This window comes from Pseudomonas sp. W5-01 (assembly GCF_046540435.1).
GTDB classification, from domain to species: Bacteria; Pseudomonadota; Gammaproteobacteria; order Pseudomonadales; family Pseudomonadaceae; genus Aquipseudomonas; species Aquipseudomonas graminis_B.
Window position 1 is genome coordinate 99614 of sequence record NZ_JAXCIP010000011.1, and the last position, 14394, is coordinate 114007.

The 14394-nt window shown below is 59.9% G+C and carries 4 protein-coding genes; 2 read left to right on the forward strand and 2 right to left on the reverse strand.

Annotated features, from left to right (window positions below):
• Positions 1-32: 32 nt before the first annotated feature.
• Both SLW75_RS25785 and SLW75_RS25790 read left to right on the forward strand, forming a co-directional pair.
• Entirely contained in the window at positions 33-2624 is a 2592-nt protein-coding gene (locus SLW75_RS25785; RefSeq protein WP_410935784.1) for a dermonecrotic toxin domain-containing protein, read from the forward strand.
• Between the two features lie 96 nt (positions 2625-2720).
• Positions 2721-7295: a dermonecrotic toxin domain-containing protein gene (locus tag SLW75_RS25790; protein WP_410935785.1), complete on the forward strand. Its 4575-nt coding sequence runs from the start codon at positions 2721-2723 to the stop codon at positions 7293-7295.
• A 16-nt stretch (positions 7296-7311) separates the two neighbouring features.
• On the opposite strand, the gene SLW75_RS25795 is transcribed toward SLW75_RS25790, so the two are convergent.
• Together SLW75_RS25795 and putA are read right to left on the reverse strand one after the other, a co-directional pair.
• Positions 7312-9114 carry an acyl-CoA dehydrogenase gene (locus SLW75_RS25795; protein ID WP_410935786.1) on the reverse strand — a complete coding sequence of 601 codons (1803 nt, stop codon included), beginning with the start codon at positions 9112-9114 and terminating at the stop codon, positions 7312-7314.
• A gap of 953 nt (positions 9115-10067) precedes the next feature.
• On the reverse strand, positions 10068-14021 hold the full coding sequence (gene putA, locus SLW75_RS25800; RefSeq protein ID WP_410935787.1) for a trifunctional transcriptional regulator/proline dehydrogenase/L-glutamate gamma-semialdehyde dehydrogenase: 3954 nt from the start codon (positions 14019-14021) through the stop codon (positions 10068-10070).
• Positions 14022-14394 lie beyond the last annotated feature (373 nt).

The following is a 14394-nucleotide window of genomic DNA, read 5'->3' on the forward strand; positions in this document are numbered from 1 at the left end:
CCTTCTGTTTCTATCCAGAAGAAGTGATCACCATGAACGTACAAGCCCACCCATTACCCGAATCGGATGAGCGTCAGCTCAAAAAAATGGCGAGCCGTTATGTCGCCGATTACCCCGATCTCAACGCGCTGGCGAGGTCCGCTGCGCAGAACATCATTTTCAGGCACACCGGTAAGCATCTGGATCCTGATCAGGTGTATTGGCATCGTTTCTCAACCGCCAGCAGCAGTTCACGGTCTTTTACCGGATGGCAGCATGCTGGTAAGGCGGTGAAGTCGATGACGATGACCGAGTTGGTGATTCGCCGTTTCGACGTTAGCGAGCAGCAAGCCCCGGACGAGCTGGCGGTGTATGGCGGTTTCTACACCGACGGCCCCGAACATGGCGTTTTCAATGAACAGAATGAAGTGCGCATGCTTCCGGCAGAGGTGCTCAACGATTTCTGGGCCCTCGATTTCAGTGCGGGCTACCGGCGCCAGATGGACCGGTTCTGGGCACAGCACAGCGACAACTTCTGCGTACTTGCCAAGGTGCGCTACTTGGCGTCTGCGGGAGAAAGCCTGAGCAGAGGTCTGTTGTCGGCGACGGATTTCGACGTACTGCGCAGCGTCCTGACTGCCGGGGGTGACTCTGTGACGCTTGAGCAGCTGCGTGAGCCCGCGCCTGCGACGTCAGCGGTATCGGTGTTCCATCTGGAACTGGGCGCGTTCAAGGCTCGGGACATTTTGCGTGTTGTCGATGAGGGTGGCCGTCAGATCGTCTATGTCTGCGGTGCGCAAACCCCTTTCTACTGCTTCGATACCCATCAACAGGTGTACGAATGGTTGAAGGCGCAGTTCCTTTCCCTTGGCACTCGAGAGGCTATTTGCGCTCGCTTTCTGCATTCGGCGAGCGATTGGGACACGCACCGCGGTGCGTTTCAGCGCGATGTGACTCAACTGCTGATGAGCGACCACGATAACGCGGGGGTCGATCGACTCGTCAATCGCGGGGCGGCACCGATTCCGGGTGATCCGTTCGCCTATCTTCGTGATGTCGCCCGTCACGACATGACCGCTGACGCCACCACCCTGCTGACCGATAACAGCGATCTTCGCAAGCAGATCTGGCTGGGGTATCTGAACGCCTTTCTCTCCGTGTTCGGCAATCTGGCGCCGCTGGGTTGGCCGCTGGCATTGGCTGTGGTGGGCGCGAGCCTGATCAGCACCGGATTGAGCATCGATCAGGCGGTCAACGCTAAAAACGCCGAACAACGCAGGCGGGGTATCTTGGGCGCCATCGCCAGCGCTATTTATCTGTTCGTGAACCTGCCGCTGCTGTCGCGCCTGGGGGCTGATGTCAGGGAACCCATGAGGCCCCGAAGCCCAACGGGGCTGAGCGCAGGTGCCGATGCCCTGCCGACTCCCGTGGCCACCGATCCTTTGTCCGGCATGAGCAACAACGTTGCCCTTGAATCGCTGACGCCGGTCTCGGAGCAAGGGCTCTATCAAGGGACATATCGGCTGGGCAATGGCGAGACATGGGCGTTCATCGACGGGCAGGCGTATCGGTTGAGCCTCGATGAAAGCCTGGGCAGCTGGGTCATCGTCGATCCCCAGAACCCGTTTGCGTTCAGTGGCAGATGCCCGGTTCGGTTCGATGGGCAAGGCCGGTGGGAACGGCTTCCGATCCCGGGCCTTGCTGGCGGTGCACCCATGGACGCCGGCGCCCTGGCGGTCACTTCGCCGCCTGCGACGCCCTTTTCCAGCGTGCAATCGGCATTCTGGGATCGCTTCATGCAGCTCAACCTGTTTGATGAGCAGCTGTATTCCGAGGCCGCTCTGGCCCGGCAAAAGGCCGTGGTGGAAGTGTTCTGCATGGAGCCACAGGAAATAGTCTCGACCGACTCCGAGGGTGAAGACGTGCATTTTGATCAGTGGGGCGCCAGGCATCGCGTGTTCAAGACCGCAGACGGTGAATACGTCGGCTCTTCCATCAAGCACTACACCCACGAAGACGATGCGTATAACCAGTTTTTGCGAACCGGCGTGGCGATCTATTCCGATCAAGTCGCGCTGGTACAAAAGCTCGTCGAGGATGTCAGCACGCTGGGGTACAACAATGACGTCGCACTGTATCGCGGCGGCAGTGGGGCGCGTGGTACGTCGGGGGCCTTTTTTCGCACTGGCGAGGTGACCGTGGGCGATGTGCTGGTCAATACCGACATCACCTCGTTCAGCGAAAATCCCTATCAGGCGCGCACTTTTGCCAGCAGTCAGGCAGGCGCCCATGCCAGTGCCACGAATACCCCGGTCCGTTTCGACGACACCAGCGTGGTGTTTGTGCTGCCGGAAAAACAGTACTTGAGCGCGGCACCCATCGCGCCGTTCTCCGCGAGTCCGGACGAGGCCGAGGCTATCTTTTTGCCCGGGCACTATTTTCAGATCGACAGCATCGAGCAAGTGATCGGGACGTTTTACCGGTTCATGAAAGTACAGCTGCGCGAAGTCACCGGTCCGGTCCCGGGCCGAAAATTGCTCGACATGCGAACCGCAGAGCCTTTCAGTCGCCAGGGTTACGCGGCCCGACTGGGAAGCGCCGGGCGGGTGTTGGTCGATTGTTTTTTCCCGTCTCAACAACCCTGAACTGCCTGCTCATTTCGTAAGCAATAATTATCTATGGCGGCCCGCCGTGCCTGTCGGTGGACTCTAAGGGCTCACTCACTGACAGGATGTCGGGTTATGAAAGACAGAAAGGATACGACCGCTCTGCAGCGCAGAGCTGACGCGCCTGAGCGCAGCCGCGACAGCTCGCGACCTTCGGGCTGGGGTGGCCAGCGAGGCGAAGACTGGGAAGACAGTGGCTGGAATAAGCCACCCGTGCCGCGCGACGAAGACGGGTGGCCCGTCGAGCCTGCCCCCGGGAAAGAAGTCGACGCTCACGCCACGCTGCTGAGCGACTGGCTCGGTCAGCAGCACGTGCGGTACGAATCGCCCCATGACTACGCACGCACGCAGGCGCAAGCCTACCTGCTCCAGCACTTCCCGGAAGAAACTGACCCTGATGAATTGCTGATCACCACGCTGTACCTCAATGGTCAGGATGCTGCGCCCCAGCGAGCCAACATCGCTCACGCCTTCACGCTGACCGACGCGCTGATGCATAACTGGCAGCAGGCAGGTAACGGCGACTGGTTTGATCATCTGGGTCACGTGCAGTCGTATCGCGAGGGAGGGTATCCCGCACGTGTCTCGCCCACGCCTCTGAACCTTCCGGATTGTTTCGCCTATGAGGCCGTTTATCGCAGAACCTCCCCGCAGCGATTTGATGCCTCCACCCACACGTCCATCGACCCCAAGGCGTTCAAGGCCTTCGTCTGGGATAACGCATTGCTCGATCACTACGAGAGGACGCTCGACACGTTCTGGGAACAGCATGGCGGTGACTACAACCTGCTTCTCAAGGCTGCCTTGCTCAAGTCAGCCTACATCCAGCATTCCGAAGGCTCGATGAGCCAGGAGGACAAAGCGCTGGTGCTCAAGTCCCTGGGCCTCGATCCGTCACAAGCCTGGGAGCAACTGACATTCGAATCATTCCGCGATGCACCTCTTTCCCATGCGTTCACGTTCCGCGAACTCATTCTGTATCGCTATGCAGCGACCGACATCATTGTGATCAGGGATGAACAGACAGGCCGGCTAGTGGTTTATATCCCCGGCAACTCGTCGCCTTTTCATGGCTTCAACGATCTCACAGCGCTACAGAACTGGATCGCGCTGCAGTGTAAAGACCCCCGCAAACGGCAGGCCCTGGAGCGTCACTTCAAACTTGAAGACGACAGCGACGGTCTTTTTCTGAGCGGTCTCCATACGACGCTGGCCGGTCTTGCGGTCTTTCCGCACCTGCTGAACGGTGCGACAGGCAGTTGGCCCCCTTATCGGGAGATCGCGCTCGGGGCCGCACTTTCCCCTTGGCCGTTTTCCCACTTTCGCCAAAGCCTGCAGGATCGTCAGCGCTCTGATGCGGCGCTGAGTATTCGCACGCAAAGCGACTACCGCAAAGAGGTGCTCGCGCAGCGGTTGTCCACCGCCATCAGCGTCACGGGAGCCATCGCAATGGTCGTGCCCGAGCTGTGGCTGCCATTGGCGGCGATGTCGGTCGCGCTTCTGGGGCTAGGGGCAGACGAGGTGATCGAGGGCAAGACCTATGAAGAACGAAAAAACGGTGTTGGCCGCCTTGTCTTCGGTGTTTTGAATGCGGTGCCGGCCATTGCCCAGGGCGCCGTGGAGATTATTGACGCAGCCGCTGCGGCGCAGCGTGCAGGCGAAGTCGTTCCGGGTGCGGCAGATGAAGTGGGGCAGGTGATCGACAGTCGGAGCGCCGAGCAGAAAGCGGCAGCGTCTGCACAACAGCAGGAGATCGATGAGGAGATTGCGCAGCAGGCGCACGAGCGAGCCAACGAAGATGCAAGCGCACGAGAGGCCCGACTGGCGCAGGAAGAGCACAGTCGCCTGCTGCGCAAAACCCAGCACGAAGCAGGTTATGACAGCGCGAAGGCGTTTGGTGTTGAGCCAGAGGGCCTTCGATCGTTGCCCCCACGTTTACGAGCGGAGCTGACCCGGTTCGAGTACAGCGAGCCCCTTGATCTTTCGGGCAGCTGGACACGCGATGACGTCGGCGCCGTGTACAAATCCGTCGATCCGGCGTCAGGCGAGGCCGTTTATTTCGCCAGGATTCATTCGAAGATCTACCGGGTCGAGCGGGTCGATTCGGTCAAGCAGTACCGGATTTTCTCTCCCGAAGATGCGGCCATCAAAGGTCCTTATATCAAGCGCCTTAATGGGTTCTATTCAGACCTGGACCTGAGGCCTGGACTGCGGGGAGGGGAAAGCTATGGCGATGCCGTCACAGCGGCTTCCACGAAAGACCAGGGCGTGACTGCACCTGTCGAGCGCGTTCGGGCACAGCCCCGGGTTCAGATCGATGTGCCGATGGACGGCATTGAGCAGAGGACGCTGACTGACAGTGCCGGTCATCAGGTCCATCGGTTTTACGCCATGAATACGCCGGAAGGTACGGGCGTGTATTACGATGCTGACGTCGCGTGCTGGAGACATAAAGTCACTGAGGAGCTGCTTTGGCTGGATAACAACGGCAAGTGGAGCGTGGGGGACGAGCGTCGTTATCTGAGCGTCAAAGGCCGCCTTCGCGCCGGTGTGAATGACACGGTTTACACATTTCCGCGGCTGCCAGGCGTGTCTGCGAAGTCTTTGCCCATCGATCGTACGATTCATCAGATCTGGCTAGGCGATGGATTGCCCGGACCAGACCTGATCGAAACGATCAAACAGAACATCAGGACCAGTCCGGATCTCAAGTTCGCACTTCATGTCGATATCGATTACTCCGCAACAGTGGACGGCTTGACCGCCGAGCAGCAGTTGCAGGCTGAATTTTCCAGCTTTCCCCAGATGACCATTTCGAGCCTCCAGGACGAGCAGTTCTTCGATGGCTTTTCCCTGTACGAACAGGAAAGTGCCGAGCCGTACGCCTACTTCCGTCATGGCCAGAACCAGAACCTTGCGGCCGCTGCGGATGTGCTCAGGTACCGCCTGATCAGGGAGTACGGGGGCATCTACATAGATTGCGATGATGTCCTGGCCCAGTCGTTCAAGGGCCAGGCACTTGCCGCAGGCCCTTCCGATGTGCTGGTGGGCAGGTCAGTCAGCTCCGAAACGCTCATGCACGTCGGCCCTGCAAACAGTCACTTTGCCAGCCATCGGGATAATCCGGTGCTCAGAGCGATGGAGACAGCGTTGCACCAGAGATTCAAGCTGGGGGAAGAGGCGTTGAGGGCCCTCAAACATTCGTCCTCGGACGCCAAGAGGTATCTCGCCGAAGTGTCCCGTATCACGGGACCCGGTTTGTTCCTGGACGTCATTAAGTCGTCCCGGCCCGATTATGCGGGGCTGCTGACCGGAAACTATCGGGCGACCAGCAACATACTCTCCGTCGCGTATTCGGAACGTCTGGAGGAAGTGGAGCGGTTTTATCTGCCCTTCGCCAACCGACTGAAAATCGAGCCGGGTGGCGAAAACCTCCGGGGAGAGGCGGCGGGCCCCACTGAGGGCGTCTCGATCGTTGATCTGCCCGAGGTCCTGCCACCGACCCAGAGTGGTTTCCTGCAGCCGGATGCCCCCGCGATCAAGGTGGCGATTCCCATCGACGGCGTCAGCACGTCTGGCGGGCGTTATTCGATCATGATCGATGGCAGACAGCGCGGGGTCATTTACGATGACGACGCGAAAACCTGGAAGCTTCCGGGCACCGACTCAAGAGGGCTGAGGCTGGACCAGAATGGAGACTGGCAGTCGCGAAGCGTGCTGGATGAACCCCAGCCTATCAACCCGCACGCCAACGTCGAGGTGGTCGAACTGCCACGGCTGCCCACGATGCCCACTCACCTCAAGCCGATACCGAGAAAGATTCACTACATCTGGGTGGGCGATCAGCCGCTGGAGGAAGCCCGCATGGAAAACCTCATCAGAAACGCAAATCGCAGCCCGGATTTTCAGTCTGTTTTGCATGTGGATGTGGACAGTCAGGAAACGCTGAATCGCATTCGCGCAAGCGTGAAAAGTCGTGCGCCGTCGCTGGCGGTGTCGAACCTGCAGGATGAGAATTTCTTCGCCGCGTTCCTTCGCGGCAGGCATCAGGCGCTGTATCGCGAGGCACGAGGCGGTGCAGGTAAAAACTATGCTGCCGCCTCCGACATCCTCCGTTATCCCCTGATCGACGCCTACGGAGGCATCTACATGGACTCCGATGATGTGCTGACCGCTTCCATCAACGGTGTTCATCTTGAGGCGGCCCATGGCGACTTGCTGCTCGGCAAAGCGGTTGCTGTGCCCTCGCTGGATTTTCGCGGCTATGGCAATAGCCTGTTCGCCAGTCATGCGGGAAACCCTGTGCTTGCTCGTCTCAGCGAAGAGCTGGCCTTGCGAAACCAGGCGCAGCCCGGGTTTTTCGAGACGCCCCCTCCCACGGTTGATCGTTCCACGCCGGTCACCGAGTTGCTGACCTCGCAGGCGATGAAGGGGTACCGCAAAACCGTGTTCGAGCTGACGGGCCCGGCGCTGTTCAACGATGTGTTGCGAGAGCAGCGGCCGGACTACTATCACCTGGGCATCGATCCGCCCAGTCACCTGCCCGTTCGCTCCGCCGCGTTTCAGCGGCAGCTGGAAGCATTGCAGGATCACTTCTTCCCGTTCAAACGCAAAGCGCCTGTCGAAATCGGAAATGGACACGACTGGTAGCAGGTGAGCGCGGCACTCAGAACCACGCGTCGTGCATCGTCAGGCACGCATCATCCCGGCGCTCGAGGATCGCCAGTTCATGATGGCAGCCCGGTACTTCCCATGTCAGGAAGTACCGGGCGGCCTGCAACTTGCCCTTGTAGAAGTCGCTATCGGCTTCGTCGTTCTTCTCCAACCCTTCCTGGGCGCGAATCGCCTGCGCCAGCCAGCGCCAGCCAATCACTGCGTGCCCGAACGCCTTCATGTACAGCGCCGAGTTGGCCAGTGTCGCGTTGACCTTGCCCTGGCCCAGATCGGTGAGCAATCCAAGGGTGACCCCTTGCAGGCGGGTGACCAGTTGCTCCAAGGGTTGTCGCAATACCGTCAGCGATTCATGGGCCTGCGCGCGCTCGCAGGTATCAGCGATCAAACGAATCAGTTGCTTGAGCCCGGCGCCTCCGTTTTGCGCCAGTTTCCGGCCCAGCAGGTCCAGCGACTGAATGCCGTGGGTGCCTTCATGAATCGGGTTCAGGCGGTTGTCGCGGTAGTACTGCTCCACCGGGTACTCCCGGGTGTAACCATGGCCGCCGAGAATCTGGATCGCCAGTTCGTTGGCCTTCAGGCAAAACTCCGAGGGCCAGGACTTGACGATGGGCGTCAGCAGGTCGAGCAGCTCGTGGGCGTGTTTACGCACCTCCTCGCTCTCGCCCGTTTGCGTGTCGTCGAACAGGCGAGCGGCGTACAGACCCAGGTCAAACGAGCCTTCGACGTAGGCTTTTTGCATCAACAGCATACGTTTCACGTCGGCGTGCTGAATGATCGACACCGGCGCGCCGTCCGGTGACTTGCTGTCAGGCAGTCGGCCTTGGGGGCGTTCGCGGGCGTATTCCAGTGAATACAGATAACCGGCATAACCCAGCATGACTGCGCCCATGCCGACGCCGATGCGCGCCTCGTTCATCATCTGGAACATGCAGCTGAGGCCTTGATGGGGCTTACCAACCAGGTAGCCGACGCAGTTGCCGTTGTCGCCGAAGTTCAGCGCGGTAGACGTGGTGCCGCGCCAGCCCATCTTGTGAAACAGGCCGGCCAGGAGGACGTCGTTGCGCTCACCGAGGCTGCCGTCATCGTTAACCAGAAACTTGGGGACGATGAACAGGGAAATGCCTTTAACGCCCGCTGGTGCGTCGGGCAGTTTGGCGAGGACCAGGTGGACGATGTTTTCGGAGAGCGGATGATCGCCGCCCGAGATAAAGATCTTGTTGCCGCGCAGGCGATAGCTGCCGTCTGCGGCGGGCTGGGCGCGGGTGCGGATGTCTGACAGCGACGAGCCCGCGTGGGGCTCGGTCAAAGCCATAGTGCCGGAGAAGCGACCCTCGATCATCGGTTGCAAAAAGCGCCGCTTTTGCTCATCGGTGCCGAAGTTTTCGATCAGATTTGCCGCGCCCATGGTCAGGAAGGGGTAGGACGCCGTCGAGGCATTGGCGGACTGGAAGTGGGCAAAGCAGGCCTGAGAAAGCAGGGTCGGCAGCTGCATGCCACCGGCTTCGAAGTCCCGGGCGGCATTGAGAAAACCAGCCTCGAGGAAAGCGTCCACGGCGGGTTTTACTTCCGGGATCAGCACCGCTGCGCCGTTCTCATAGCGCGGCTCGTTCTCGTCGTTTTTACGGTTGTGGGGCGCGAAGTATTTCTCCGCGACGTTGCGTGCCGTGCTGATCGCCGCATCGAAGGTTTCCCGACTGTGCTCTGCGAAACGCTCGCGTTGGGTCAGCGCCTCGGCGTCCAGCACTTCATACAGCTCGAAAGCCAGATTGCGGGAACTGAGCAGCGTCTCGGACATGGCGGCGTACCTTTCTTGGGAATGCCGTCGAGTCTAAGAGGGGTTATATGAAGTGAATAGCAAGATTGATTTGGGTGATGCTCGGGCAGAACGGTGAGTTAGGGGCAGTTCAACGTGGGACCGGCTCTAGCCCGGAAGATCTCCTTACCTACGCATGGCAATGTTGTGAATCGGCGGAGCCCTTTCAAAGGCCAAAGCCGGTCCTGCCGACCCCCCTGAAATAATCAGATCCAGGTTTTCCTAACATCTGCTCAATAGACCACGTCTGAAATACATTGTTTGTCGAGAGACATTTCATGGTCTGGTCCTGCTCGAAGCATAACTTATTAGATTAATTGGCGATTAACCTTATAGCCAAGCATCTTATAGTGGCGGTCAATACTTTGTTTTTCATAAGTTTCAGCGATTTTGAAAATGGCTGGGTGTTTTTTTATATGTGCGAAAGAAATGCTGTCGGCTAAGCTAAATCAAGTACCAGTTTTTTGTCTGGTGCGGCAGAATTTTTATGATTCTTACAGGAGTATTAATTATGAGTGACGTAAGGAATGATCAAGTTCGAGCCGATCTAGCCCCCCCGAAGTTGGATTTTACTGACCCTTCCGGCGCCGCCATGGTGTTGGATTCCATCGAGTTGCTACCTTCTGAAGGTATCCGATTCCAGGCGCAGGGGCCCAAAGCCAATGCGAGTTCCGAGATTTTGACGCCGCCTCTGTCTTTCCCTCTTAAATGGACCATACCGAATCATGTGATAACGCAGAATGCAGGGCTTTTAGTCCAGCTTAGCTACTGGATAGGTGACCCTCTGTCTGGGCAGGGTTATGAGTCTCCGGGAGTGGGTATTGTTTTGGTGACTTTTCCGGTCTAAATATGTTGCTCTGCGCGTGCATGGGTGACTGTCAAGGTGTAAATAAAAAAGAGTGCCTAGGCACTCTTTTTTATTGCCAATCAAACCATCAACCAATCGTCATTAAACTCGCGTTACCGCCCGCTGCTGCGGTATTCACGCTCAGCGCACGCTCGATCACCAGGCGCTCCAATGCAATGTTGGTTTCGCCTTTGGACAAGCCGTGAACGCCGACAATAGCGCCGCTGCGTTGAGCGACCTGTTCGCAGATGGCGCGCAACTGATCGGAATCACCGTGGTGCAATACCGCGTCAATGGCGACCTCGTCCTTGTGCCAGTCGGCGACCAGCTTGATGCGCGACTGAACGTCCTTCGGCAGACGGTTGCGCAGCGACTTGGCCGGCTCAACGTCCGGCACGATCGCCGTGCTGCCCACTGCCATCACGGCGGCCAGTTGCGCCAGCAGATCCGTCTCATCCTCGGCCAGGCACAACACGTGTTCACGGGGCAGGATGCTGTAACTATTGCGCTCGCCGGTGGGGCCCATGAGCGTGCGGGTCACGCCGCTTTGGGATTGCTCGGCGAACTGGCTGCACAGCGCTTCCAGGCCGCTGAGTTGCTGAGTGCCTGCCCAGGCTTTGAGCGCATTCAGCGGTTTGAGCATCGCCTCTTGCATGCGGGTGTCCGGCGCCTGTTGTGCATCGCGGGCGGCGAAGGATTTCTGCACGGCGTCGGCGGGGCGCGTCGACAGCAAACGGTACAGATACAGCGGTCCACCGGCTTTCGGACCGGTCCCCGACAGACCTTCGCCACCGAACGGCTGCACACCCACCACGGCGCCAACGATGTTGCGGTTGACGTACATGTTGCCGGCGTTGACGTTGTCGATGACCTTGGCGATGGTCTCGTCGATGCGCGTGTGCACGCCCAGTGTCAGGCCATAACCGGAGGCGTTGATCTGCGCGATCAACGTGTCCAGCTCACGGCGCTTGTAGCGCACGACGTGCAGTACCGGGCCAAAGATTTCCCGTTGCAACTCGTCGAAGCTGTCCAGCTCGATCAGCGTCGGCATCACGTAGGTGCCGCGCTTGATCTCGTCGCTGTCGGCAATGGCGACCTGATACACAGTGCGGCCTTTGTCGCGCATGGCCTGAATATGTTTCTCGATACCGGCCTTGGCTTCTTGATCGATCACCGGACCGATGTCCACCGACAGGCGTTCCGGGTTGCCGAGGCGGCTCTCAGCCATCGCACCTTTGAGCATCTCGATGACACGATCGGCGGAGTCTTCCTGCAGGCACAGCACGCGCAGCGCTGAGCAGCGTTGACCGGCGCTGTCGAACGCCGAGGACACCACGTCGATGACCACTTGCTCAGTCAGCGCCGAGGAATCGACGATCATCGCGTTCTGGCCACCGGTTTCAGCGATCAGCGGAATCGGCCGGCCCTGGGCATCGAGACGGCCGGCGACGTTGCGCTGCAGCAAGCGGGCAACTTCGGTAGAGCCGGTGAACATGACGCCCTTGACGCGATCATCGCCGACCAGTCGCGCGCCGACGGTTTCACCCCGGCCTGGCAGCAGTTGCACCACGCCTTCGGGAATACCGGCTTCGAGCAGAATGCGGACGGCCTGCGCGGCAATCAGCGGTGTCTGTTCAGCGGGTTTGGCGAGTACCGGATTGCCCGCCGCCAGGGCTGCGGCGACCTGACCGCTGAAAATCGCCAGCGGGAAGTTCCACGGGCTGATGCATACCACGGGGCCCAACGGGCGGTGAGCGTCGTTGCTGAAATCATTGCGCGCCTGCACCGCGTAGTAGCGCAGGAAATCCACGGCTTCGCGCACTTCGGCGATAGCGTTGGCGAAGGTCTTGCCGGCTTCGCGAGCCAGCAGGCCCATCAACGGCTGAATCTCGGCTTCCATCAGGTCGGCGGCGCGCTCAAGGATCGCGGCTCGTTCGGCAGGCGGCGTCGCTTGCCAGATCGGGCCGGCGCTGAGGGCGCTGAGCAGGGCGTTATCGACGTCTTCCAGACTCGCTTCCTGCACGTGGCCAACCACGTCACGCAGATCGGACGGGTTCAGGACTGGCGCTTCAGTGCCGGCGCTGACCGGGCTGCCCAGCATCGGGCCGGCCTTCCAGTCGTTGTGCGCCGTGGCGAGCAGGGCCGAAGACAGCGACGCCAGACGGTGTTCGTTGGCCATGTCGATGCCGGCCGAGTTGGCGCGTTCGCTGCCGTACAGGTCGCGCGGCAACGGAATGCGCGGGTGCGGCAGGCCGAAACCACCTTCCTGAGTCGCCATGCGCTCGATGCTGGACACTGGGTCGGCCACCAGTTCCTGTATCGATATGGACTGGTCGGCGATGCGGTTGACGAAGGAAGTGTTGGCGCCGTTTTCCAGCAGTCGACGCACCAGATACGCCAACAGCGTTTCGTGGGTGCCGACCGGTGCATACACCCGGCACGGCCGGTTCAGCTTGCCGTCGGAGACTTTGCCTACGACCTGCTCATACAAGGGCTCGCCCATGCCGTGCAGGCACTGGAACTCGTACTGACCGGGGTAATAGTTCTGACCGGCAATGTGGTAAATCGCCGACAACGTGTGGGCATTGTGGGTCGCGAACTGCGGGTAGATGACTTCCGGCACCGACAGCAGTTTGCGCGCGCAGGCGATGTAGGAAACGTCGGTGTAAACCTTCCGCGTGTAGACCGGGTAGCCTTCCAGGCCCTCGACCTGGGCGCGCTTGATTTCGCTGTCCCAGTACGCGCCTTTCACCAGACGGATCATCAGGCGATGACGGCTGCGGCGTGCCAGGTCGATGACGTAATCGATCACGTAAGGGCAGCGCTTCTGATACGCCTGAATGACAAAACCGATGCCGTTCCAGCCGGTCAGTTGCGGTTCGAAGCACAGGCGTTCGAGCAAATCCAGCGACAGCTCCAGGCGGTCGGCTTCTTCGGCATCGATGTTCAGGCCGATGTCGTATTGCTTGGCCAGCAAGGTCAGCGAAAGCAGGCGCGGGTACAACTCGTCCATCACGCGCTCGTATTGCGCCCGGCTGTAACGCGGGTGCAGGGCGGACAATTTGATGGAGATGCCCGGCCCTTCATAGATGCCACGGCCGTGGGAAGCTTTGCCGATCGAGTGGATGGCCTGCTCGTAGGACGCCAGGTATTTCTGCGCGTCGTGCTCGGTCAGCGCTGCTTCGCCGAGCATGTCGTAGGAATAACGGAAACCTTTCGCCTCGAACTTGCTGGCGTTGGCCAGGGCTTCGGCGATGGTTTCGCCGGTGACGAACTGCTCGCCCATCAGGCGCATGGCCATGTCCACGCCCTTGCGAATCATCGGTTCGCCGGACTTGCCGATGATGCGGCTGAGCGAGGAGGTCAGGCCGGCCTCGTTGTGGGTGCTGACCAGTTTGCCGGTCAGCAGCAGGCCCCACGTGGCGGCGTTGACGAACAGCGACGGACTGTTGCCCAGATGCGGGTGCCAGTTGCCGGTGCTGATCTTGTCGCGGATCAACGCGTCGCGGGTGCCTTTGTCGGGGATGCGCAACAAGGCTTCAGCCAGACACATCAGTGCCACGCCCTCCTGGGATGACAGCGAGAATTCCTGCAGCAGGCCCTGGACGATGCCGGCGCGCCCGCCGGCGCTCTTCTGGTTACGCAGCTTTTCGGCAATCGACGCGGCGAGCTTGTGCGTTGCATCGGCCATCGGCGCAGGGAGGCGCGCCTGCTCGATGAGCATCGGCACCACTTCAGGCTCGGGGCGGCGGTAGGCCGAGGTGATCGCAGCGCGCAACACCGACTGGGGAAGAATGCTTTCGGCGAATTCAAGAAATGCCTGATGGCCATTTTCGGCGGGCAGGTCACCCTGATCGTCGGCGTCTTTGCCACCTTGTCCACTGAGTTCATTCAGCGTCGCACCGCCCTCGAGCTTCTCCAGATAATTGAAGATCGCCTGCTTGATCAGCCAGTGGGGCGTCCGGTCGATGGACTGCGCCGCCGCTTTCAATCGCTCACGGGTGGGGTCGTCGAGTTTGACACCGAGGGTGGTGGTGGCCATTTCTTATCCTCATGACAGCCACGGTCATGTGGCTTAGCTGCGGCAAGATTAGCTGTGCGACTGCAAGGGTGCAACCGGGTGCAACCGCTTTTTTCAAAGTGTTTCACGGGTGCCCCGTATTGAGCCGAACCGCCCTGATTCAGCTCCGTTGAGGTGCCCCGCAGGGCAGGGCTCTATTTGGCGGCTCCCCGTAAACACGGCATATGTGGCACTTTGATCTAATTTGTAAAAAAGCTCAGTGAAGTCTTTTTTCGGGTTGCACCTGCTCCGGGATGTCCTCTAGGATGCGCCGCTTTGGTGCATTCAAGCGGTGTGCAGCGGCGAACTTTTTGCCAGCCCGCAACATACGCGAGCAGCCTTGCTGCGAACCTGA